The following is a 21,088-nucleotide window of genomic DNA, read 5'->3' on the forward strand; positions in this document are numbered from 1 at the left end:
CTTGAGCAAATATGTTCACCGATCATCACTCCCGTTAGAGTGGGATAAGATTAACTCTTATTCCTCACCCTAACTACTAGGAAAAACCAGCAATTAAATTACGCACCTTGCCGTAATTTATCCAGAACCGATCGATCTTCTAGAGTAGAAGTATCACCGGAAATCTCTTGACCTGATGCTAAAGTTCGCAAGAGACGACGCATAATTTTACCCGATCGCGTTTTTGGCAGTACATCGGTAAAACGGATTTCTCCCGGTCGAGCAATAATGCCAATTTCCTTGACAACGTGATCCTTTAATGCTTGCGCTAACTCCTGACTCGCTTCATAATGCCCCTCGAGAGTCACAAAAGCATAGACCTCTTCCCCCTTAATTTCATCCGGTCGTCCCACCACAGCCGCCTCTGCTACCGCGGGATGAGATACTAAAGCTGATTCGATCTCCATTGTCCCTAAACGGTGGCCAGAAACGTTAATCACGTCATCGACGCGCCCCATTACCCAGAAATAACCGTCTTCGTCCTGACGACTACCATCCCCAGCAAAATAGAGATATTGGCCATCTTTGGGGGCGATCTGTTCCCAGTAGGTATTGCGGAAGCGCTCGGGATTTTTATAGACTGTTCGCATCATACCGGGCCAGGGATATTTCACCACCAGATAACCCCCCTCATTCGCTTGGGTGGGATTGCCCTCTAGGTCCACCACTGCGGCGATAATACCGGGAAAAGGTAGGGTTGCTGACCCCGGTTTGGTGGCAATTGCCCCGGGTAAGGGAGTAATCATAATTCCCCCGGTTTCCGTTTGCCACCAAGTATCGACAATCGGACATTTTTCCTTACCGATAACCCGGTGATACCACATCCACGCTTCCGGGTTAATCGGTTCTCCCACGGTTCCCAGTAAGCGCAAAGAGGATAAATCCCGGCTATTGGGGATATCTTCACCCATTTTGATAAAAGCGCGGATAGCAGTGGGGGCAGTATAAAAGATATTAACCCGATATTTCTCGATTACATCCCAAAAACAGCCTAAATTAGAGGGACGGGGAACCCCTTCATACATTACCGTCGTTGCACCATTGGAAAGCGGTCCGTAAACGATATAACTATGGCCGGTAATCCAACCCACATCGGCAGTACACCAGTAAACATCGGTATCTTTCAGGTCAAAAATCCATTTGCTGGTGATATGGGTATAGAGATTATAACCACCGGTGGTGTGGACGACTCCTTTCGGTTTGCCGGTGGAACCACTGGTATAGAGGATAAATAACATATCTTCGCTATCCATGGGTTCGGCCGGACAGTTAGCAGATACCTGTTTTTGTAGATCATGCCACCAGTAATCGCGATCGGCAACCATATTGATGGGTTCCTTGCTGCGCTGGACAACGAGAACTTTTTCCACACTGGGGGCGCTATTATCGGCTAGAGCCAGATCTACCTGTTCCTTGAGGGCAACTACTTTATCCTTGCGGAACCCCCCATCGGCAGTGATTACCACCTTAGCGGCCGCATCATTAAGACGATCGCGCAAAGCATCGGCACTAAATCCCCCAAAAACTACACTGTGGGGCGCGCCAATTCTGGCACAGGCTAACATGGCGATCGCTGCTTCGGGAATCATCGGCATATAAATTCCGACCACATCGCCTTTTTTTACGCCTAATTCCTTTAAAGCGTTGGCAAATTGACAGACTTCTCGGTGTAGCTGTTCGTAGGTAATGGTGCGACTGTCTCCCGGTTCTCCTTCCCAGATAATGGCAGCTTTATTGCGTCTCCATGTCGTGAGATGTCTGTCAATACAGTTGTAACAAATATTAATCTTGCCGTTGACGAACCATTTAGCAAAGGGGGGCTGCCAGTCAAGAACCTCTGACCATTTTTCAAACCAATGTAGTTCTTTTTCGGCTAATTGGGCCCAAAAAGCCGGGGGATCAGCCTTGGCTTTGGCGTAGAGTTGCTGGTATTCTTCAAGGCTTTTAATGGTGGCATTCTGAGCAAATTCGGCACTGGGAGGAAACAGCCGATTTTCCTGTAGGATTGATTCGATCGCTATTTCTGTCATACTGGCAAACGAAATAAATTATCTTGCGATCCAGATTACCTTTTTCGGTTCCCCCCGTAACCCCGGCAAGCAATTCTTTAAGGCTATTTTAGGATTAGCCGAGATGCGACTAGCGATCGCCATTTAGACCCAAGTGTTACAGAGTTTAAAGTTATGTCACCGATCGAGCGATGAACAGATCGCTGTAAGGTAAACTAACCGATAAACCCGAAATTTAACATGGAGAACACTCGGTAAGGAGTCATAATTCAATGTCTCATAGCGTTAAAATTTACGATACCTGTATCGGTTGCACCCAATGCGTTCGGGCTTGTCCCCTCGACGTGCTGGAAATGGTTCCCTGGGATGGCTGTAAAGCTGCCCAGATTGCCTCCTCCCCCCGCACTGAAGACTGTGTTGGTTGTAAACGTTGCGAAACGGCTTGTCCGACGGATTTCCTAAGTATTCGGGTTTATCTCGGAGCAGAAACCACCCGCAGTATGGGTCTAGCCTACTAGGCCTGGCAATCATTCTGTGTTTAATATTTAGCGAAAACTAATCTTGTTAAGAGGACTAACCTGTCCTCTTTTTTTGTTATACTCCCTTCGCTAGTGAAGATTTTAGTTAGGGCTGGCTGAAAAAGTACGGGCGAAGCATTCGGATAGAAAATCTACGGTTTCACCGATAAGTTATTGCCCGAATGCTTCGCCCCTACAGGACGCAATCGCCGATCAAGATGCCAGGTTTTTGAGCCACTAGCTTTAAAATCTTGCACCTGCTTCGCCAAACAGGCCCCAAACCCCTTACCTCGTCTATATTTCACATTTATTCAGCAGACCCTAGTTAGGTAATTCCCCAAAAAGTTGACGATATTTTTGCAGTTTTGCCTCCATTTCTAATAACTGCTGATTAGCCTGTTCTGCCCGTTGGCGTTCATTTTCTGCCCGTTGGCGTTCATTTTCTGCCCGCTGCTTTTCCTGTTCCAGTAGTTGATTAATTTCGCTGTAGGACAAAAATTGAGTGCCATCAGGACGATAAATTTTTAACTCGTCGGTTAAGTCAAAACGAATGCCTAAACGGGGACTCCCCCAATTATTAACCTCACTAACACTGTCTAAACTGTCACCAATTCGCTGCCAAGCTTCTAGACTATTATCATCGGGATCATAGACGTAGTATTCTTGCACTCCATAGCGATCATAAAATAGCAATTTTTTGGCCATTTCGATGGAGGTATTACTGGGAGAAAGAATCTCAAAGACGACTTGAGGAGCAAGATTATCTTCTTGCCATTGTTTGTAGGAACCTCGATCGCCTTTCGGTCTGCCAAATACTACCATCGTATCAGGAGCGGCGGCAATTTTCGGCTGGCCTTCCACAGGATACCACAACAGATCCCCCGCTACAAATACCTGGGGATCATCGATATATAACCAGTCGAGATTCTGCTTAATCGTTACTATCCAGTGGAATTGTTTAGTATTATCTGCCATCGGTTTACCATCGCTCTCAGGATAGATAATCTCAGTTTTGTTAACTTGACTAACCATGGGGAATACCTGCCGAAATCATTGGGCTATTTTTATTATATAATAACTTTAAACTAAGTAAGGAAAAAACTCACCTTGATTTTAGAACTACAACAGGTTAATTTAGCGGTAAGACGAGGAAGTGCTTATCTATTAGAAGATATTACTTTTAGCGTCAAGCAAGGAGAAAATTTAGCTATTGTCGGAGCATCTGGGGCTGGAAAAACGACTCTTTTGCGCTTGTTAAATCGTTTGCAAGAACCCAGCACGGGAAATATTTATTTTCAAGGTAAATCGATTAAGGAAATACCAGTTATTTCCCTGCGACAAGAGATAGTTTTATTGCTACAAGAGTCAAAGTTATTAGGAATGAACGTTCGAGAGGCTCTCGCTTATCCTTTGCAATTAAAAAAACTTAACCCTGCTGAAATTAATCAGAGAATTGACCGTTGGACATCCCTATTAAAAATTCCCGAACAGTGGTTTGAATGCGGGGAGTTAGAATTATCTTTAGGACAAAGACAATTAGTGGCAATTACCAGAGCTTTGCTGTTAGAACCAAGCGTACTATTATTAGATGAACCCACCTCTGCTCTAGATACAGGCACGGCCAGCAGGTTATTAGAAGTATTAAATAATCAAAGTTCAATGACGATAATTATGGTCAATCATCAACTGGATTTTTTAGAAGAATTTGCCGAGCGAGTCATTTATCTAGAAGCGGGAAAAATCAGGTCAGATTGCCTCGCCAATCAATTAGATTGGTTAGGGTTAAAAACGCAGTTAATTGACTTAGAAAAATCTCGACAAAGTGACCACTGGTAAGATTAACTTAAAATTGCTGCGCCCTCCTGAAAAACTAATAATTCTCCTGCATTAATCGGTGTCCAAACTTCATTATCAGTCTAAACCCTCAAAAAAAGCAATTCCCCAACCGTCTCGATGTTCGTCGGTTTTTCCTCCCCGCGCACAAAATCCCTCGAAGGAAAAACAGATATCCGTGGGGACATTACAATTCATGCCTAAAAGTTGACCGAAAATTTGGGTACAAGCCCCGCCCTTTAGTGTAGGGTCGGGCGGCTTTAAATAAATATGTATTGTCAACTTAAAGAATTTTGTGTTAAGATATTGATAGTAGGTCAAGCATTGTCAAAATGTTTGTACTAGAATACAAAGTTAAGCCAAAACCTAATCAGATAGAAGCCATTAATGAGGCAATACGAACAACCCAATTTGTTCGGAATAAAGTTCTGCGTTATTGGATGGATAATCGGGGTGTTGGCAAAACAGAGTTATTTCGGTACAACACAGCATTAAGAAAAGAGTTTAAATTTGTTGATGATTTAAACTCCCATGCTTGCCAGACTGCCGTAGAAAGAACCTTGCGAGCAATTACTCGGTTTTACGATAATTGCCAAAATAAAGTTAAAGGAAAGAAAGGCTACCCTAAGTTTAAAAAACATTCTCGTTCCGTTGAGTATAAAGTATCTGGATGGAAGCTATCAAAAGATAAACGTCATATTACCTTTACAGACAAAAAAGGTATTGGCACTCTTAAACTGATTGGTTCTAGAGATATTAATTACTATCAACCAGAACAGATTAAACGGGTAAGAATCCTTAATCGTGCCGATGGTTATTATGTGCAGTTCTGCCTTAAATTAGACCCCAGAGACACGGTTAAACCTTTAACGCCTTCCCAGAAAGCAACTGGGATTGATGTCGGATTAAAGTTTTTCTTAGTAGATAGCGAAGGTAATCAAATTGATTGTCCGAACTACTATCGAAAAGCTGAAAAACAATTAAACCGATTAAACAGGAAAAAGTCAAAGAAATACCGTAAGGGTAAAAAACAATCTCGTAATTATCACAAAGCTAGAAAGCGAGCTGCTCGGAAACATTTAAGAGTAAGTAGGCAACGAGAAGAGTTTGTCAAGAGTGTGGCACTCCGTTTAGTTAGGGCTTGCTGAATAAATGTGAAATGTATGCAAAGTAAGGGTTTTGGGGCTTTACGAGCGAAACAGGTGCAAGATTTTGAGAGAATCGTGGTTCAAAACCTTGCATCTTCATCGGCCCGCGTCCTGTAGGGGCGAAGCATTCGGGCAATAACCTATCGGTGAAACCGTAGATTTTCTATCCGAATGCTTCGCCCGTACTTTTTGCTGCAAACCCTAGTTAAGTCTAACGACTTAATCGCTCAGGTCAACTTAAATATCAAAGGCATGGTCAAGAATCGTCATTTAGCGAAGTCGATAACCGATGCAGGATGGTCTGTTTTTAGGCAATGGCTAGAGTATTTTGGGGACAAATACTGCAAGTTAACTATAGCTGTCTCACCTCATAATACGTCTCAAAATTGTTCTAATTGTGGACAAAAAGTCCGAAAGTCGCTATCTACTCGAACCCATGTTTGTCCTCATTGTGGATATACAGATTGTCGAGATATCAACGCCGCTTTAAACATCTTGCAAAAGGGATTAAGTAGCGTGGGGCGCACGCAAACTTTAAACGCTTCGGGAGAGATTCCCTCTTGGTTGGTTGGAGAAATCCTGCTTGCTAACGGAGACTCAATGAACGAAGAATCCCCATCTCTTTAGAGCGGGGAGCGTCAAACATAGTTGCTTGAGTTTGAACATCAGATGCTGGCACAATTACTGCCAGCAGTCGTGACAGGAGACAGGAGAATTTTTTCCAGCTGCCTCTTGCCTATCCTAGCTAAGAAATTAATCTGGCACTACTAAGTAGTCGTGCAAAATTAATTTCCTAGTCGAGACTCCGAGACTCCGAGACTCCGAGACGGGATACAGCTATTAGGGAGCGGATTTGAGTTTTCAGTTCTCTGTTTGCTCACCACCGCAGAAGTCTGACGGAGTAGTGGCTTAGATGTGTAATTAATTGTGCTTAGATACTTGCTAATTAGGGTTTACTGAAAAAGTTTCTTGGTGGGTGTGGGGTTTTACCGATTTTCAGAAGGTTTTTAGATTTATTCAGTAAATCCTAATTAAATCAACTTCTGAAAGACAAAAAGGGCAAACAATCAGATTTTTAGCGATATAATAGCTATTTTTTGACCAAAAAGGTCATTTATTGGCTGTTACTGCCTGTTGTCTCCCCGCATCCCTGTTTTAACTCCCATGAATCCCAATAGGGCGATCGAGATTAATTTTTTGGACTGCTTATTGGATAAAATAGGAGACTGGGCCATCTAATCAAATCTGTATCCTTAAGGCTATGACAATTATTTCTCGATCGATCCCCCAATCACCCACTAAATCCTCGTCTATCGGCGGCTGGCGCGGTTTGATCGAAGAATATCGCCAATTTCTGCCCGTAAGCAGTAAAACCCCTGTAATTACACTTCTAGAAGGCAATACACCTCTGATCCCCGCCCCCTATCTCTCAGCACAAATCGGGCGCGATGTCAAGGTTTTTGTCAAATATGATGGTTTAAATCCCACCGGCAGCTTTAAAGACCGGGGCATGACCATGGCCATCTCGAAAGCTAAAGAAGAAGGGGCAAAAGCGGTGATTTGTGCCAGTACCGGGAACACCTCGGCGGCGGCGGCAGCCTATGCAAGAAGGGCCCGGATGCGGGCCTTTGTGATTATCCCCGACGGTTATGTGGCCTTAGGAAAATTAGCCCAAGCTTTATTGTACGGGGCGGAAGTCATCGCTATCAATGGCAACTTTGATGATGCCCTGAAGATTGTCCGCCAACTATCAGAAAATTATCCCGTAACTTTAGTCAATTCCGTCAATCCTTACCGTTTAGAGGGTCAAAAAACGGCAGCTTTCGAGATTGTCGATGTCTTGGGTAATGCCCCCGACTGGTTATGTATTCCCGTGGGTAACGCGGGCAATATTAGCGCCTATTGGATGGGATTCTGTCAGTATCACCAGATAGGTAAATGTGAACGACTGCCGAAGATGATCGGTTTTCAGGCCGCCGGGGCCGCCCCTTTTATCTCCAAACAACCGGTTGACCATCCCGAAACCCTAGCCACGGCTATCCGTATCGGCAACCCCGCTAACTGGGAAAAAGCCTGGGCTGCTAGTCACGCTAGTCAAGGGCAATTTCACGCGGTCAGCGATGAGGAAATATTGGCAGCCTATCGGATTTTAGGGGGCCAAGAGGGGGTTTTCTGTGAACCAGCCAGCGCCGCTTCTGTGGCAGGATTATTAAAAGTGCATCAACAGGTTCCCGATGGGGCCACCGTAGTGTGTGTTTTAACGGGAAATGGACTAAAAGACCCAGATTCGGCGGTAAAACACAGCAATAATCAACTAAAATCTGGGGTTGCGCCCGAATTAACCCAAGTGGCTCAAATTATGGGCTTCTAAGCTAACGTCAATTCGGGTTAAGCAGTGCTTCTATAAAACTCCCTTAGAACTAGGAATTATACCGGCACGACGGGGATCGATCGCTATGGCCATACTCATCGCCCGGGCAAAAGCTTTAAAAGTAGCCTCAATAATATGATGGGAATTAATCCCGTCTAATTGGCGAATATGTAGGGTCATTTGACTGTGATTGACCAAAGCAACGAAAAATTCCCGCACTAGCTGAGTATCGTAGGTTCCCACTCTTTGGGTGGGAATTTCTAGACCATAACTGAGGTGGGGGCGACCGGAAAAATCGAGGGCAACTTGTACTAAAGCTTCATCGAGAGGGGCGACAAAATGCCCGAAACGGACGATCCCTTTTTTGTCCCCCAAAGCTTGCAGTAAAGCTTGTCCAAGGGTGATTCCCACGTCTTCATTGGTGTGATGGTCATCAATTTCTAGATCTCCGGTGGCGCGTACATCGAGATCGATCGCAGCGTGGGAGGCGATTTGCTGCAACATATGATCGAGAAAGGGAATTCCTGTCTGGGCGCGACAATTGCCGCTACCATCAAGATCGATCGTCACCTCTACATCGGTTTCTTTGGTAGTACGACTAACGGAGGCGCGACGGCAAGGTGAGACAAAAGAATCGGGGATTTGGGAAGTGGAAATCATTTGAGTAAAAATATGAACTAGGGAGATGAGAGTTTTTTCAGTAATCAGTGAACTTAAAACTCACATCTGATCACTGATCACTGAAAAGAACGTAGGTTGGGTTGAAGCATGAAACCCAACGCCCGCTCATGTTACGAAGTGCGCTAACCCATCCTACAAATAATTGTGCCTCCCTACTTAGCTTAACAAATTAGGTTTTAGATTCGGCCCTTGTAAACAGTAAGGGACTTGCGCTTTGATAATGTACCTTTTGGGCGAACGCAGTTCGCCCCTACATTGTGGACAAAATCCGTTACTGTCGGGGCGCCTGGAACCTGCGCCCTCCGCGCTGCGGGGGTTTGCTGATCACCCTAAGTAGGGTCTGCTGAATAAATCTAAAAACCTTACAGGAAAGGGCTTTTAGCTTGATTGAGAGCTTCCCAAATGCACTTAAATCTGCGCTTAATCGCTCAAAACCCTTGCATCACCCCTGCATCTTCTCTCATTAGTGCTAATGTACCGTAAAAGCGAGTTACCTTCAACCCCACCGGAAAACTTCCAGCTGCCCTTTGAGGGGAAATTATCCCAAGACAATCGTTGGGTAATTATGGCCAACCTCATTCCCTGGTCAGAATTTGAGGCGGAATACCCATTACTTTTTTCAGAAGAAATGGGCGCACCCGCCCAAACATTTTGGATAGCATTGGGAGCCTTAATTATTAAAAAAAAATTAGGAACAAGCGATAGAGAAACGGTAGAACAAATCAAGGAAAATCCTTATTTACAATACTTCTTGGGGTTTTCAGCTTACAGTAATCACCCCCCGTTTGAAGCGTCAATGTTGGTTCACTTTCGAGAAAGAATCCCTCGGGAAATAATTAATAAAGTGGATCGCTTTATGGTTAAAAATGCGAGATAAATAAAGGGAGAAGAAAACCCCGCAAAAAAGTTAGAAAGTGAAACCAAAAGTCAACCCGAAAATCTAGGCAAATTAATTTTAGATGCAAGTTGTGCCCCCGCAGATATTAGTTATCCTACGGATTTAAACCTGTTAAATCAAGGAAGAAAACAAACCGAAAAAATTATTGATATTCTCTATGAAACTTTAAAAGGAAAACTTGTTCACAAACCGAGAACCTATCGTCTCCTAGCCAGAAAAAGTTATTGAGAAGTAGCGAAAAAAAGAAAACCTACCGTCAAACAAAGACAATAGGTTCCCTGAAAAAACAACGGCAATATCTGAAAAGAAATCTCGACCATATTGAACAACTTTTAGCAGAAGGAGCCTCTCTACAAAGCTTGAAAAAAAGAGACTATAAACTGTTGTTAGTAGTCACAGAAGTTGCTCGCCAACAACTCTGGATGTACCAAAATAACAAACAGAGTATTGAAGACAGAGTTGTCAGCTTAACTCAACCCCACATCCGTCCGATAGTCAGAGTAAAAGCTGGAAACCCCGTAGAATTTGGGGCAAAATTCTCAGCAAGCTGTATTGATGGTTACATATAACTTTTTCAGCAAGCCCTAAATAACTCCTCAGAACTACTATTTCTCCTTCGGGAACAAAAGAGGGAGCCAACAAACCATAACTGTGCAATTGTTGTAACCACTGACAGTCAAGCACATCGCTTTTTCTCCCGGGGACATTTTTGACGCTTTTGGCGTTGACGAGAAAGACTTGGAACTGGCGTTCACTTAAGATTTGAAACAGGGGAATCCATTCAACTCCCGTGGATTCCATCGCCACACTGGTGATACCACAATCTTCTAACCAATCGGCTAACAATAGCAAATCGGGAGTGGTACAACCAAAACTCCTGGTATTCTCCTGACACAATTGTTGGGGGACACAGACCCAATGTTCTCTGGCTCCCAGGTCAATTCCCGCCGCCTTGGCATTAATGATGTTTAACTTCTGGTCACTACTTTGGGTTTTGGAAGACTTGTTTCGGGATTTGGTCATGGCTTTGTTGGCTTCGAGTTATGATCGGGGAAGTACCCTGGTTCTAGGCAGGGTTTTTTACTTGATTCTCGACCACGGGTTCACGAGTTAATCCTCGTCTCGCCAATTCTTTTTTCCTCTTTCCTAGGGACCTAGCTGATAATCGGGTCTAATGACACCATTGTTACTCCGGTTTGAGTTCAGGATACTTCCAGATTTATAAGATCAGGGCTTGTCCCTAGTTTCTCTTTTTCTTTTTAGGGCGCGTAGCGTCCTTCAGGAGCTGATAACTGAATATGACAACCGTGGGGGAATTGGGCGAAAATTTGGTGGCGGATTGGTTGCAATTACAGCAATGGCATATCCTCCAGCGTCGTTGGCGTAGTCGTGGCGGTGAAATCGATTTAATCGTCTTATCTAAATCTCAGGCGATTCTCGCTTTTGTCGAGGTGAAAACCCGCAGTGCTGGCAATTGGGATTTAGGGGGCAAATTAGCGATCAATGACCGTAAACAAGAGAAAATTTACCAAGCTGCCCAGATATTTCTCGCCTTTTATCCCCAATGGTCCGATTTAACCTGTCGCTTCGATGTGGCGTTAGTTAGTTGTCAAAAAAGTTCTCTATTAGCTTTACCTGAGTTTTCCCTTGATTATCCCTGTCAGCTACGGCAAGGTTATCAATTGCAGTTACAGGAATATCTCGTGGCAGTTTTCTAAAAACACAATATGCCCGCCTAGGGAGGCGGGCTTTATCCTGTACAAACGATATGGACTCCTAAAAAATTAACGGACTCAATACAATAGAGGTTTACAGAACCCACAACAGTCTATCTGTCAACCATCAAGATTTCTCAGTTTACCGACTCAGGTGCTGATTACGGCTCACTCTATCCGTCCTATCTTGAGCGACAGAGGTGAAACCATACTTTACTTTACAAACTTTGAGAATCTGCGTCCGATTTAGCTGTTGCGTTGATCTAGAGCAGGTGGCACAGGCTCTAGGTCTTTTTGCCCGGAAGGAAGTTGAGTCGCTTCCTTTGTGCCTTATGTTTTTAATATAACACCTTTGTCGGGACTCGATCGAGCTTGTGATTAAAGTTTACATTTATTGATTTTTAGTAAAAATTGCCGTTACAAAACTATGGGAATTATGAATTATGAATTATGAATTATGAATTGGGGAAGTGGGGGAAGTGGGGAAGTGGGGGAAGTGGGGGAAGTGGGAATTATGAATTGGGGAAGTGGGGAAGCTGTCTCATCACCCTATCACCCCAAAACCCTATCACCCTATCACCCGATTCTCCTGACTTCCGACTCCTGATCACTGATTACTGATTACTGATTAGGGACTGAATCTCCTGTCTGTAGGCAAAAGGAGCGAGACTGAGAGCCTCTTGAAAGAGGGGTTGAGCCTCTTGATTTTTGCCCTGTTCTTTCAGTACGATCGCTGTCGCTAAAATCGGTCGGAAATCGTTAACATCCATTTGTTGAGCTTGTTTATAGGCGTTTAAAGCTTCCGGATAATTTTGCTGCTCGAAATAGATTTTGCCTAAAAGTAACTGAACGGCAACGATATCGATTAAACTAGCAGGATTATTGGGATCGGCAGCAGCTTTTAAAGCGCGCTCAATCGTGTCTTTGACCAAACTAATCGCCTCGATAGAGCGGTTTTGGCTGAGAAATAAATTAGTCAATCCAGTTAGGGCCCGGAGATCTTGGGGATGGGAAGCTAAAAGGGCGCGATAACTGCCTGTGGCTCCTGCATAATCCTCTATTTGCCGTTTCGCTTCTGCCAAAAGTAGTAGATAATCGGATTGTTGGGGGTTAAGTTGCGCTAATTTTTCTAAAGGTTCGATCGCTTGCCTTAAATCGCCCTGCTGTAGGCGAATATCTAATAATCCCCGCAAAGCCGCCTGATTATCGGGTTCACGCTCTAAAACCATCTGATAACCGAGCGCTTGACTGGCTAATTTCTCTTGTTCCACTGCGGACAGATGACTCTGGCCCGAGGAGTGCTGACTCTGGAGAATAGAAGTCAATAGCGGCATGATCGAGAAAGACAGCAAAGCAAATAACATCAGGATGAGACCGATGGACAGCCAACGACGGTTAGAGAGAGAGGTTTTCATAGACTGGGGTGCGAGGGGACAGACAAGAAAATGTTATAGAAATCTGGAGATTTGATGAGGGGAGCGCTCGAATTCGCCGCTCTTTATCTCAAATGTCGGGGTGAAGACCCTCGCATGAGCGCGACGGGATGAAACCCCAGCCAATATAAAGCAGCACTTCGACGCATTTCGACAGGCTCAATGTCAAGGCTCAGTGACACGAAGCACGATTAAAAATAAGCGTCCAGTCTCCTGAAAAAATCTCGAATGACCTTCTTCTTTTAAGGGTCTTGACCTACTCAGGCTAAATAGCTACTATATGAGTATAGCGGATAGGGTAATTAACCGCTTTAAAAACATAAGTAGTCTAATCACTACAACCTCTGCACCTTGACAATTAAAGATATGGGGTTCTACTCAATAGTTCTAGTTTCTCACCCGCTCGTGATGTAAAATCTTTGCAGGAACTAGACAAAGCAGTATTTGGAGCTAACGTTTCAATTCAAGCAAACTTTGTAGAAATACAACTATCGTAGGGTATACGAAAAGTAATGCACAGGCGTGAGAACCACCTCTGGGTTGGATAACGCAAGGTATCTAGTTTAAGTGGACTCGTTGAACCAAGAATCCCTCGCTTGAGTGCGACGGGAGTGTCAATGAGTAGAATGGGCAAACGGTCAAGACTCAAAAGGGTTTTGACTGGGTTGACAGTCAGAAGATCATGGTTCTTAATATATTAGATGCCAGTAGATTCGCCCTAGAGGGTTATTGCAACCCGCCAGATCGCGCTTTTGACTTGCTTGATTACTAATTTACTATGTGTCTCCGCCGCTAGGAGTGTGATATGAATCGTCCTGGGAATCGGTTTACCGAATCACCGAAAACCCCCCCGACTCCTGAAGTTCCACTTCAGGAAGTCCCCCTTGAGTCCCCCCCTACTGAGGCTGACTTAGCCGTAGAGTCAGCCACCCCCGAAGAAGTCAAACGTCAACAACCGATCCCCCCTCCCAGTCATCTGCGGCAGTATCGGGCGATCGGTCTCGTCTATGGCCATTATCAGCGATCGGAGGAACAATTAACTAAAGGCAATATTTTAACTGCCGATGGTACTCTGATCGATTCTGTGATTCTCGGTCGGGTAATCAGTTTGGTTAAAAATCATCTCGATCTGGAAAAACCCCATCTTTGGGTAGTTTATCCGCGCACCCGTCAGGAAAATGATGCCCTTCATGTTCAGATTGTCGGTGTTTGGGAACCAGAAACCCTGAAAAAGAAGGAAGATGATCCAGAGATAGAGCCTCTCCTCGCTTCTACCCCGGGTTATTTCTCGATTCGAGGTGAAGTTATCTTTACCGAACGGGAAAATCAAGCGGTAGTGGTCAAAATCCGACAAATGCCCAAAACTGAAGCGGAGAAACCCAAGTTTTTTAAACTAAAATTGCGCGGCACTTTACCAGGTAAACCGGTCAGTCGTTTTTGGGATTTTCAGGTACAACTTAAAGGGGATGCCTTAACCATTTTGGAAGGTTTAGACCTCGGTTTTGCCAGCAAGAAAAAACCGATGGGTAAGGGAGGTTTTAAAAAGCCTTTTGATAAAAATCGTCATCCCTCGGTCGATAGATATTCTCGACCTGAAGGGGAAGGAGAAAAGCGACCTTTTACCCCCGGACAATCCCCTATCCCTCGGCCTTCCCGACCCAAACCCGTATCGGAAAACTAATTTTTTTCTAAGGATGGGTGAGAAACCCATCCCTAGTCTAGAACTTGGTTTTGGGAGCTATTTGATACTTAGTATTAGGAATATAAGCGCGAATGTTATAACTATAATCCGTTCCTAAAATCTCGGTGATAAAAACCGCTAACTGAGTGCCTAAAATCGCTTCATCGGCAGAATTAAAAGATTTATAATCTTCTATTAACCATTCTTGACCACCATTAACTAAAGTACATTTAAAGGTACCAAGAGATTCGGCAATTTCTGTATTTTCTGTATAGTTTCTCGTTTTTACTTCCCCCGCACTATCTGCCCTCAAACACAATTGATTAAGTTCTGCATAAAATTTGGCAGGAATTTTGTCTAAATCACCCCCTTTAGTCACCCAACGCATGAAAAGATGGAAGGACCAAGGAAGATTGAGGTAAACTAGATAAGATAAACCCAGAATAATTGTTAAATATAAGGAGGGGATCAGGAATTTATTATATTTCCTTTTTTGAGATCGATTTAAATGTTTTGCTAAATCTAGCTTTGATTTTTTCATGAATTTTAATTAGTCAAAAGTAATTAGTAAAAAATAAGATGTATAAAAAAATCCTGCGTTTTGCTCCGATTATCCTGTCTTTGAGTTTATTTATTCTAGCGGTCTGGGCAATTAGTCAAGAATTTAAACACTACACTTTTGCCCAACTCTTGGCTAGTTTAAATCATATTACCACAAGTCGTAAGCTAGAAGCTATTTTTTGGATGGCTTTGGGTTATTTATCGATGACGGGTTATGATCGCCTAGGTTTTTATTATATCAATCATCCCTTAGCTTTAGGCACTATTATCCGCACTGCTTTTATCAGTTATGCCCTTGGTAATACCATTGGTTTAACCTTATTTTCTGGGACAGCGATTCGTTATCGTTTCTATACTCCTGCGGGGGTGGGGGTGGTGGATATTGCCAAAGTTATTACTTTTACCCATTTAAGCTTTTGGCTAGGAATGTTAGGCATTGGTGGTGTAAGTTTCCTCCTCGATCCCCAAAGGATTCCTCAACTTTTAAAATTACCTTTTTTAACTACCAAACCTTTAGGAGTAATTTTTTTATTGCTAGTTACGGGCTATTTTTTCTTGACTCTCACCTATAAAAAACCGATAAGAATCGGTAAAGAAAATATCTATTTACCCTCTTGGATCCTTTCCCTGGCTTTGATTTTGTTGACTTTTATTGATTGGATATTAGCCGCTAGAGTTCTATATCTTCTTCTCCCGGGCAACTATAATACTTCGTTTTTAGGATTTTTCGGTCTCTATGTATTTGCCATGACGGCAGGGGTATTAAGCAATGTGCCGGGGGGAATAGGTGTTTTTGAGTTTATCATGCTGAGATTACGCCCCGAATATGTATCTAATGCCGAGCTTTTAGGTTCTCTAATCGCCTATCGAGCTATTTATTATTTCCTGCCTTTAATTGTCGCTTTTGTCTGGTTATTAGGTTATGAAGCGCGCAGAAAATAAGGTCTTCAAATTAGCTTAAACGGACAAAAAAAGTCCCCATGCCGTCATAGCTGGGGAGCATCAATCTAGTAGGCTAAAGTTTCTAAAGTTTCCCGTAGATAGGAACAAATGCGAGCATCAGCATCGTCTCTATTTTTACCTAATTCTAGTTGTTCTTGCTGCCAACGCCGAAAACCGGAACTAGCGGCGATGGCTTGTTTTAAATGCTCCCAAGTGTGATGATCTTTGTGAAGTGGGGTGTCAGAAAATGTGGTGGAGTTGCCCATCTTTACCTCTGGTGGTAGGGTTGCACTTTTTAACATAACTTAAAAATGGCTGGAAATTCTGATAACTGGGACACAATTAGCCAGAAAAAAGGTGTTGCCTGGCTGGAAAGCTGCGGGGATGCCAACACCTTTTTTCAGGAAATCTAGCGGATTTTTAGGAGATTTTGCAGGTTTCTGCCGCTTCTTCCGCCTCCACTGCCGCGTTTAAAGCTGCGGGGGGAATGGGGATAGGAAATACCGACGGCAGGTTAGCAGCGGCATCTTCAGGAGGCTGCCCGGGGTGAAAACGACGGTAGGTTAAAACACCGGCTACGGTGATTGCTCCTGTAGCGGCGGCAACCCCTAAAATAAGTTTGTTAGGATCCAGATGGAAGGTGGTATTGCTGCCAAAAATGCTTTTACCTTTAGCGAAAGCACAAGCGGAGGCACTGCCAGCATCAAGAGTACCTAAAACAATACCACTGACGAGGGTGGCACTAACGGCGATGGAGGTGAAAAAAGTTTTCTTCATAATTGCCTTGCGGATAGGTTGTCAATAGCGATTATCCTTGCATTATAGATATATAAATCACAATTGTCTATTTTATTTCCGTTGGTGACATTAAAATAACTTTGTTTAAGAATCATGAATTATCAATATCGTGTCGGGGGTAGTCTTGCCTATAACCATCCTACCTATATCGAGAGAAATGCCGATCGAGAACTGTTAACGGCGTTAAAAAATGGTCAATTTTGCTACGTTTTCAACTGTCGTCAGATGGGCAAATCCAGTTTAAGGGTACGAGTGACTCATATCTTACAGCAATCGGGCAGGGATTGCGCGGCGGTAGATATAACCAGTCTTGGCAGTAATGATAATTTATCCCAATGGTATAACGGGGTGATTACCCGTTTGTTTTTAGGATTTAATCTGACGGGAAAAATTAATCTTAAATTCTGGTTGCGCGAGCGAGAGGATTTACCCCCCGTGCAGCGTTTGGGACAATTTATTGAGGAAGTTTTATTAGTTTATTGTCGGGGAGAGAAAATATATATTTTTATCGACGAGATCGATAAAATTCTCAGTTTACAGTTTTCTCTAGATGACTTTTTTTCCCTGATTCGTTATTGTTATAACCAAAGGGCGGAAAATGCCCAGTATGAAAGAATTACTTTCGCTTTATTCGGTGTGGCTACCCCAGCAGATTTAATTCGCGAAAAGACCCAAACATCTTTTAATATCGGCCAGGCGATCGAATTAACAGGATTTAATCTGGCAGAAACTGCTCCTTTAGCCGCAGGATTATCTAGTCAAAGTAATTATCAACCCGACTGGTTAGAAAAAGTTATTTTTTGGACGGGAGGACAGCCATTTTTAACCCAGAAAATCTGTCAGCTATTGCTGGAAAGTAATTTAGATATTGAGACGCTGATCAAAGAGAAAATTATTAATAATTGGGAATCTCAAGATGAACCGGTTCATCTGCGAACTATTGCCGATCGCTTGTTAAGAAATCAAGACAAAGCGGGTCGTTTGTTAGGCATCTATCAACAAATTTTAGAAAAGGGGGCGATTCTGTGCGATGATAGTCCAGAACAAGGGGAATTAAGGTTATCGGGATTAGTGGTAAAAAAAGATAATCAATTAGTAGTTTATAATCCTATTTATCGAGAAATATTTAATCTCAATTGGGTGGAAAAACAATTGGAGCAATTGCGTCCCTACTCAGAAGCGATCGCCGCTTGGCAACAGTCTAATTATACCGATGAATCGCGGCTTTTACGCGGAAAAGCTTTAAATAATGCTCTCGATTGGTCTCAGGGAAAAAGCTTAAGTAATCTTGATTATCAGTTTTTAACTGCTAGTCAAAATCTCGATAAAAGAGAGGCAGAAATTAGCCTAGAAACTCAGAGACAAGCTAATAAAATTCTAGCAATTGCTCACCAAAAAGCCACGAAAAGAATTCAAATTGGCTCAGTAATTTTAATTGCTTCTCTCTTGGGTTCTCTCTTAGCTTTTATTCAGGTAAAACAAGCGTGGCAGCAAGTAGAAACCGCTCAAATAGGTATTCAATTACAGCGTAAGGGTGATAGTTATTGGCAACAATTTCAATTTGAACAACTAGAATCTTTAATTGCGGCCATGCAAGCAGTAAATAGTTTAAAAAATATCGTTACTGATGGGCAACCCTTGAGTAAATATCCTGCCACCAGTCCAATTATTACCCTGCAACAAATTTTAGATCGCATTCAAGAAAAAAACCAACTGCAAGGACACCAGGGAACTATTTATAGTGTTAGTATTAGTCCCGATGGTCAAAAAATCGCCACTGCTTCTCAAGATGGGACGGTAAAAATTTGGAATCAAAAAGGTGAGAATATTCAAACTTTGACAGGTCATCAGGGAGCAGTTTATAGTGTTAGTTTTAGTCCCGATGGTCAAAAAATCGCTACTGCTTCCGAAGATAAAACCGCCAAAATTTGGAACTTACAAGGACAAAATTTAGTCACCTATCCTGACCATCAAGAATCAGTTTATAGTGTTAATTTTAGTCCCGATGGTCAAAAAATTGTGACTACTTCCAGGGATAAAACCGCTAGATTATGGAATTTATCAGGTCAAACTTTACAGGTATTTAAGGGACATAAAAGATCGATAGATGCAGCTAGTTTTAGTCCCGATGGTCAAAAAATTGCCACCGCTTCCCGGGATGGTACGATTAAAATCTGGGATTTATCAGGTAAAATTATCTTGAGTTTAGGTCAAGATAATATTGGGGCTTTTTATGGTGTTAATTTTAGTCCCGACGGTCAAAAAATTGCCGGGGCAGCGGCCGATAAAACTGCTAAAATCTGGGATTTACAGGGAAATTTAATAGCTACTTTCCGGGGACATCAAGATTTTGTCAACAGTGTTAATTTTAGTCCTGATGGCCAGTTTATAATTACCGCATCTAGTGACGGTAGTGCTAAAATTTGGGGACTGCAAGGAGAAGAAATAACTACTCTCAGAGGACATCAAGAATCAGTTTTTACTGCTGTATTTAGTCAAGATGGAAAAGAGGTGGTAACTGGATCGAGTGATGAAACGGCTAAAATTTGGCAACTGAACAATTTAAATCAAACTAGGGTCGATAATACCAGTGTTAGCATTAATTCCCAGGGCAATATTATCGCTATTGCTAATAAAGATGGTCAAATTACTTTACTCGATTCCCAGGGAAAAAAAATTAGAGAATTTGCCACAAAAATGCGCTCAATCTATAGTATAGCTTTTCATCCCGATAGTAATCAGATAGCGATTACAGGAAGAAATGGAAAAGTACAAATCTGGAGTCAAAAAGGAACAATGCTTCAAGAATTTACTGCTAGTCAAGTACCGATTTATAGTCTTGCTTTTAATAGAGAGGGAACAGCAATAATCACGGGAACAAGCGAGGGAAAAGTTCAATACTGGCATTTAAGTAATCATCCACCTCAATTAATTAATTCTTGGACAGTTGATGATCATATTATCTATGATTTGGTGTTTTCTCCCGATGATCAAAAAATTGCTACCGCTGCTAGGGGAAAGATTAAAATTTGGGATTTGCAGGGTAATCTTTTCGAGGAGATTAAAACCGATTCTTTTCCCGTTTATGGAGTTAGTTTTAGTCCCGATGGTGAAAAAATCGCCGCTATTTCAAGGGATGGTACAGCTAGACGCTGGGACATGGACGGAAATTTGCGATCGGAGTTTAAAATAGAAGAAGATATCGTCTATGGGATTACTTTTAGTCCTGATGGTCAAGAGATTGTGATTATTGCTAGGGACGGTCAAAAGCATCGATGGCCCTTAGAAACAGAATATAATTATTTACAAAAATTGCTTGATCGAGGTTGTCTTTGGTTAGAAGATTATCTCGGAAATAGTCCCGAAAAACGAGAAGCTCTATCCCTGTGTACTAGGAAAATAAAACCATCGAATTAAATTAATGCTTCAAGTCATATTGTCAACTTGGTTTCAGTGGGTGGGGGATACCACCCGCTAAATAATCTTAAATTTTAATCCGATGGGGGGGGATTTTCTTGCTTTGGTGATCGAGTTTCTGGGGGAGTATCTTTTCCGATAATTTCCCCTTGGGGCAAATCTTCCCCGGTAACTTCAATCATCACCGTTTCGCTAACAGCAATAGTTTCGACTTCAACATTTGCGACAGGTTCAGTCGGGGGAATTTCTGAGGGATTTTCGGAGGGGTTGATATCTTCTATTGCCAAATCAAAATCATTGAAATCATCGAAAGTTTCCCCATCATCAATAATTTCTTCAGCTTTTTCCCCAATTTCTGTCACTGATTCTGTAATAGTTTCCCCGATAGCTGCCGCTTTTTCGACAACGGGAGCAACCGTTTCTTGAGCTTTTTCCCCAATTTCTGTCACTGATTCTGTAATAGTTTCCCCGATAGCTGCCGCTTTTTCGACAACGGGAGCAACCGTTTCTTTAACCGTTTCTTTAACTTTTGCCGCTACTTTCTCAGCTTTAGCTTTAGTTTTAGGGGATTGAGAGGGAGTAACTTTACCGAGACGATTACCTAACCAACCGACAATAGTAAATAATTTAACCGGTTTGTCGGGATAAAAAAGTGCTTGTCTGAGTTTGAGAGTTTGCCACGCAAAAGCAATAAATAATATGGCTGCGGCAGCTTGTCCCAGGAGGATCGCGCCTGTAATCCTTCCCGCGCACAACCAGAGGACAAGGGCATAGAATAATCCTACCGCACTCCAGAGAAAATCATCTTGACGGTGGCGATCGGGGGCGATAAAAGCGGTGGTGAGGAGGTAGAGACTACTTAATCCCACCACGATCGCTAGGATATAGGGCAACATTTGCGATTCTCCTTTGACATTTCCTTTTTTATTGTGCGTTATTTGGGGTCGATCGAGTCTATTTTTTGATTAATTTGGGAAATTATCGAGTCAGATCGTCTTTACCTGTGTTTATGAATAGCCATAGTTAATATTAGGAAATTCTTGG

General features: G+C 42.8%; 17 protein-coding genes and 4 pseudogenes. 11 read left to right on the forward strand and 10 right to left on the reverse strand.

The features are described from left to right. Window positions 1–98: 98 nt before the first annotated feature. Window positions 99–2,069: an acetate--CoA ligase gene (gene acs / locus GQR42_RS15115; protein ID WP_158200583.1), complete on the reverse strand. Its 1,971-nt coding sequence runs from the start codon at window positions 2,067–2,069 to the stop codon at window positions 99–101. 251 nt (window positions 2,070–2,320) lie between these two features. Here acs and psaC point away from each other — a divergent pair, with 251 nt between their 5' ends. Further along, the gene (gene psaC, locus GQR42_RS15120; protein ID WP_002764973.1) at window positions 2,321–2,566 is read left to right on the forward strand and encodes a photosystem I iron-sulfur center protein PsaC; all 246 of its coding nucleotides are present in this window, start codon (window positions 2,321–2,323) and stop codon (window positions 2,564–2,566) included. 321 nt (window positions 2,567–2,887) lie between these two features. On the opposite strand, the gene GQR42_RS15125 is transcribed toward psaC, so the two are convergent. Then, window positions 2,888–3,598: a Uma2 family endonuclease gene (locus GQR42_RS15125; protein WP_158200584.1), complete on the reverse strand. Its 711-nt coding sequence runs from the start codon at window positions 3,596–3,598 to the stop codon at window positions 2,888–2,890. 75 nt (window positions 3,599–3,673) lie between these two features. On the opposite strand from GQR42_RS15125, the gene GQR42_RS15130 reads away from it, so the two are divergent. Beyond that, window positions 3,674–4,402: an ATP-binding cassette domain-containing protein gene (locus tag GQR42_RS15130; RefSeq protein ID WP_158200585.1), complete on the forward strand. Its 729-nt coding sequence runs from the start codon at window positions 3,674–3,676 to the stop codon at window positions 4,400–4,402. Between the two features lie 81 nt (window positions 4,403–4,483). Here GQR42_RS15130 and GQR42_RS15135 read toward each other — a convergent pair. Next, a pseudogene (locus GQR42_RS15135) lies at window positions 4,484–4,597 on the reverse strand (class II glutamine amidotransferase); the annotation flags it as partial. A gap of 134 nt (window positions 4,598–4,731) precedes the next feature. On the opposite strand from GQR42_RS15135, the pseudogene GQR42_RS15140 reads away from it, so the two are divergent. The 3 genes and pseudogenes from GQR42_RS15140 to thrC form a co-directional block, all read left to right on the forward strand. Continuing rightward, a pseudogene (locus tag GQR42_RS15140) lies at window positions 4,732–5,529 on the forward strand (RNA-guided endonuclease InsQ/TnpB family protein); the annotation flags it as partial. 219 nt (window positions 5,530–5,748) lie between these two features. Further along, a pseudogene (locus tag GQR42_RS15145) lies at window positions 5,749–6,174 on the forward strand (RNA-guided endonuclease InsQ/TnpB family protein); the annotation flags it as partial. Between the two features lie 634 nt (window positions 6,175–6,808). Next, complete coding sequence (gene thrC / locus GQR42_RS15150; protein WP_158200586.1) at window positions 6,809–7,918, forward strand: threonine synthase; 1,110 nt, start codon at window positions 6,809–6,811, stop codon at window positions 7,916–7,918. Window positions 7,919–7,948: 30 nt separating this feature from the next. Here thrC and hisB read toward each other — a convergent pair whose 3' ends face one another. Next, window positions 7,949–8,578, reverse strand: a complete 630-nt coding sequence (gene hisB / locus GQR42_RS15155) for an imidazoleglycerol-phosphate dehydratase HisB (RefSeq protein WP_002756684.1) — start codon at window positions 8,576–8,578, stop codon at window positions 7,949–7,951. Between the two features lie 493 nt (window positions 8,579–9,071). On the opposite strand from hisB, the pseudogene GQR42_RS15160 reads away from it, so the two are divergent. Next, window positions 9,072–10,063: pseudogene (locus GQR42_RS15160) on the forward strand (IS5 family transposase); the annotation flags it as partial. On the opposite strand, the gene GQR42_RS15165 reads toward GQR42_RS15160, so the two are convergent. After that, on the reverse strand, window positions 9,993–10,520 hold the full coding sequence (locus tag GQR42_RS15165; RefSeq protein ID WP_199273195.1) for an IS110 family transposase: 528 nt from the start codon (window positions 10,518–10,520) through the stop codon (window positions 9,993–9,995). The pseudogene GQR42_RS15160 and the gene GQR42_RS15165 sit on opposite strands and share 71 nt — an antisense overlap. A gap of 275 nt (window positions 10,521–10,795) precedes the next feature. On the opposite strand from GQR42_RS15165, the gene GQR42_RS15170 reads away from it, so the two are divergent. Further along, entirely contained in the window at window positions 10,796–11,215 is a 420-nt protein-coding gene (locus GQR42_RS15170; protein WP_158200587.1) for a YraN family protein, read from the forward strand. Between the two features lie 447 nt (window positions 11,216–11,662). Continuing rightward, on the forward strand, window positions 11,663–11,833 hold the full coding sequence (locus GQR42_RS27825; RefSeq protein WP_199273196.1) for a hypothetical protein: 171 nt from the start codon (window positions 11,663–11,665) through the stop codon (window positions 11,831–11,833). On the opposite strand, the gene GQR42_RS15175 is transcribed toward GQR42_RS27825, so the two are convergent. Further along, window positions 11,827–12,627: a tetratricopeptide repeat protein gene (locus tag GQR42_RS15175; RefSeq protein WP_158200588.1), complete on the reverse strand. Its 801-nt coding sequence runs from the start codon at window positions 12,625–12,627 to the stop codon at window positions 11,827–11,829. The two genes, GQR42_RS27825 and GQR42_RS15175, sit on opposite strands and share 7 nt — an antisense overlap. A gap of 823 nt (window positions 12,628–13,450) precedes the next feature. Between GQR42_RS15175 and GQR42_RS15180 the strand changes: the two genes are divergently transcribed. After that, window positions 13,451–14,326, forward strand: a complete 876-nt coding sequence (locus GQR42_RS15180; protein ID WP_158200589.1) for a hypothetical protein — start codon at window positions 13,451–13,453, stop codon at window positions 14,324–14,326. Window positions 14,327–14,363: 37 nt separating this feature from the next. On the opposite strand, the gene GQR42_RS15185 is transcribed toward GQR42_RS15180, so the two are convergent. After that, entirely contained in the window at window positions 14,364–14,867 is a 504-nt protein-coding gene (locus GQR42_RS15185) for a hypothetical protein (protein WP_158200590.1), read from the reverse strand. Between the two features lie 38 nt (window positions 14,868–14,905). Here GQR42_RS15185 and GQR42_RS15190 point away from each other — a divergent pair, with 38 nt between their 5' ends. Then, a complete protein-coding gene (locus GQR42_RS15190; protein ID WP_158200591.1) occupies window positions 14,906–15,829 on the forward strand; it encodes a lysylphosphatidylglycerol synthase domain-containing protein in 924 nt (307 codons plus the stop codon). Window positions 15,830–15,894: 65 nt separating this feature from the next. On the opposite strand, the gene GQR42_RS15195 is transcribed toward GQR42_RS15190, so the two are convergent. Together GQR42_RS15195 and GQR42_RS15200 are read right to left on the reverse strand one after the other, a co-directional pair. Then, window positions 15,895–16,131 carry a hypothetical protein gene (locus GQR42_RS15195; protein ID WP_158200592.1) on the reverse strand — a complete coding sequence of 79 codons (237 nt, stop codon included), beginning with the start codon at window positions 16,129–16,131 and terminating at the stop codon, window positions 15,895–15,897. Window positions 16,132–16,249: 118 nt separating this feature from the next. Next, the gene (locus tag GQR42_RS15200; RefSeq protein WP_158200593.1) at window positions 16,250–16,606 is read right to left on the reverse strand and encodes a hypothetical protein; all 357 of its coding nucleotides are present in this window, start codon (window positions 16,604–16,606) and stop codon (window positions 16,250–16,252) included. Window positions 16,607–16,720: 114 nt separating this feature from the next. Between GQR42_RS15200 and GQR42_RS15205 the strand changes: the two genes are divergently transcribed. Continuing rightward, on the forward strand, window positions 16,721–20,044 hold the full coding sequence (locus GQR42_RS15205; protein ID WP_158200594.1) for an AAA-like domain-containing protein: 3,324 nt from the start codon (window positions 16,721–16,723) through the stop codon (window positions 20,042–20,044). Between the two features lie 74 nt (window positions 20,045–20,118). On the opposite strand, the gene GQR42_RS15210 is transcribed toward GQR42_RS15205, so the two are convergent. After that, window positions 20,119–20,940, reverse strand: a complete 822-nt coding sequence (locus tag GQR42_RS15210) for a Ycf66 family protein (protein WP_158200595.1) — start codon at window positions 20,938–20,940, stop codon at window positions 20,119–20,121. Window positions 20,941–21,088 lie beyond the last annotated feature (148 nt).

It is taken from the genome of Microcystis aeruginosa FD4 (assembly GCF_009792235.1).
GTDB classification, from domain to species: Bacteria; Cyanobacteriota; Cyanobacteriia; order Cyanobacteriales; family Microcystaceae; genus Microcystis; species Microcystis viridis.

Excerpts from the sequence above, each read along its gene's own strand:
- acs (WP_158200583.1), bottom strand. The coding sequence starts at position 2,069 with ATGACAGAAATAGCGATCGAATCAATCCTACAGGAAAATCGGCTGTTT.
- psaC (WP_002764973.1), top strand. The coding sequence starts at position 2,321 with ATGTCTCATAGCGTTAAAATTTACGATACCTGTATCGGTTGCACCCAA.
- GQR42_RS15125 (WP_158200584.1), bottom strand. The coding sequence starts at position 3,598 with ATGGTTAGTCAAGTTAACAAAACTGAGATTATCTATCCTGAGAGCGAT.
- thrC (WP_158200586.1), top strand. The coding sequence starts at position 6,809 with ATGACAATTATTTCTCGATCGATCCCCCAATCACCCACTAAATCCTCG.
- hisB (WP_002756684.1), bottom strand. The coding sequence starts at position 8,578 with ATGATTTCCACTTCCCAAATCCCCGATTCTTTTGTCTCACCTTGCCGT.
- GQR42_RS15165 (WP_199273195.1), bottom strand. The coding sequence starts at position 10,520 with ATGACCAAATCCCGAAACAAGTCTTCCAAAACCCAAAGTAGTGACCAG.
- GQR42_RS15170 (WP_158200587.1), top strand. The coding sequence starts at position 10,796 with ATGACAACCGTGGGGGAATTGGGCGAAAATTTGGTGGCGGATTGGTTG.
- GQR42_RS27825 (WP_199273196.1), top strand. The coding sequence starts at position 11,663 with ATGAATTATGAATTGGGGAAGTGGGGGAAGTGGGGAAGTGGGGGAAGT.
- GQR42_RS15175 (WP_158200588.1), bottom strand. The coding sequence starts at position 12,627 with ATGAAAACCTCTCTCTCTAACCGTCGTTGGCTGTCCATCGGTCTCATC.
- GQR42_RS15180 (WP_158200589.1), top strand. The coding sequence starts at position 13,451 with ATGAATCGTCCTGGGAATCGGTTTACCGAATCACCGAAAACCCCCCCG.
- GQR42_RS15185 (WP_158200590.1), bottom strand. The coding sequence starts at position 14,867 with ATGAAAAAATCAAAGCTAGATTTAGCAAAACATTTAAATCGATCTCAA.
- GQR42_RS15190 (WP_158200591.1), top strand. The coding sequence starts at position 14,906 with ATGTATAAAAAAATCCTGCGTTTTGCTCCGATTATCCTGTCTTTGAGT.
- GQR42_RS15195 (WP_158200592.1), bottom strand. The coding sequence starts at position 16,131 with ATGTTAAAAAGTGCAACCCTACCACCAGAGGTAAAGATGGGCAACTCC.
- GQR42_RS15200 (WP_158200593.1), bottom strand. The coding sequence starts at position 16,606 with ATGAAGAAAACTTTTTTCACCTCCATCGCCGTTAGTGCCACCCTCGTC.
- GQR42_RS15205 (WP_158200594.1), top strand. The coding sequence starts at position 16,721 with ATGAATTATCAATATCGTGTCGGGGGTAGTCTTGCCTATAACCATCCT.
- GQR42_RS15210 (WP_158200595.1), bottom strand. The coding sequence starts at position 20,940 with ATGTTGCCCTATATCCTAGCGATCGTGGTGGGATTAAGTAGTCTCTAC.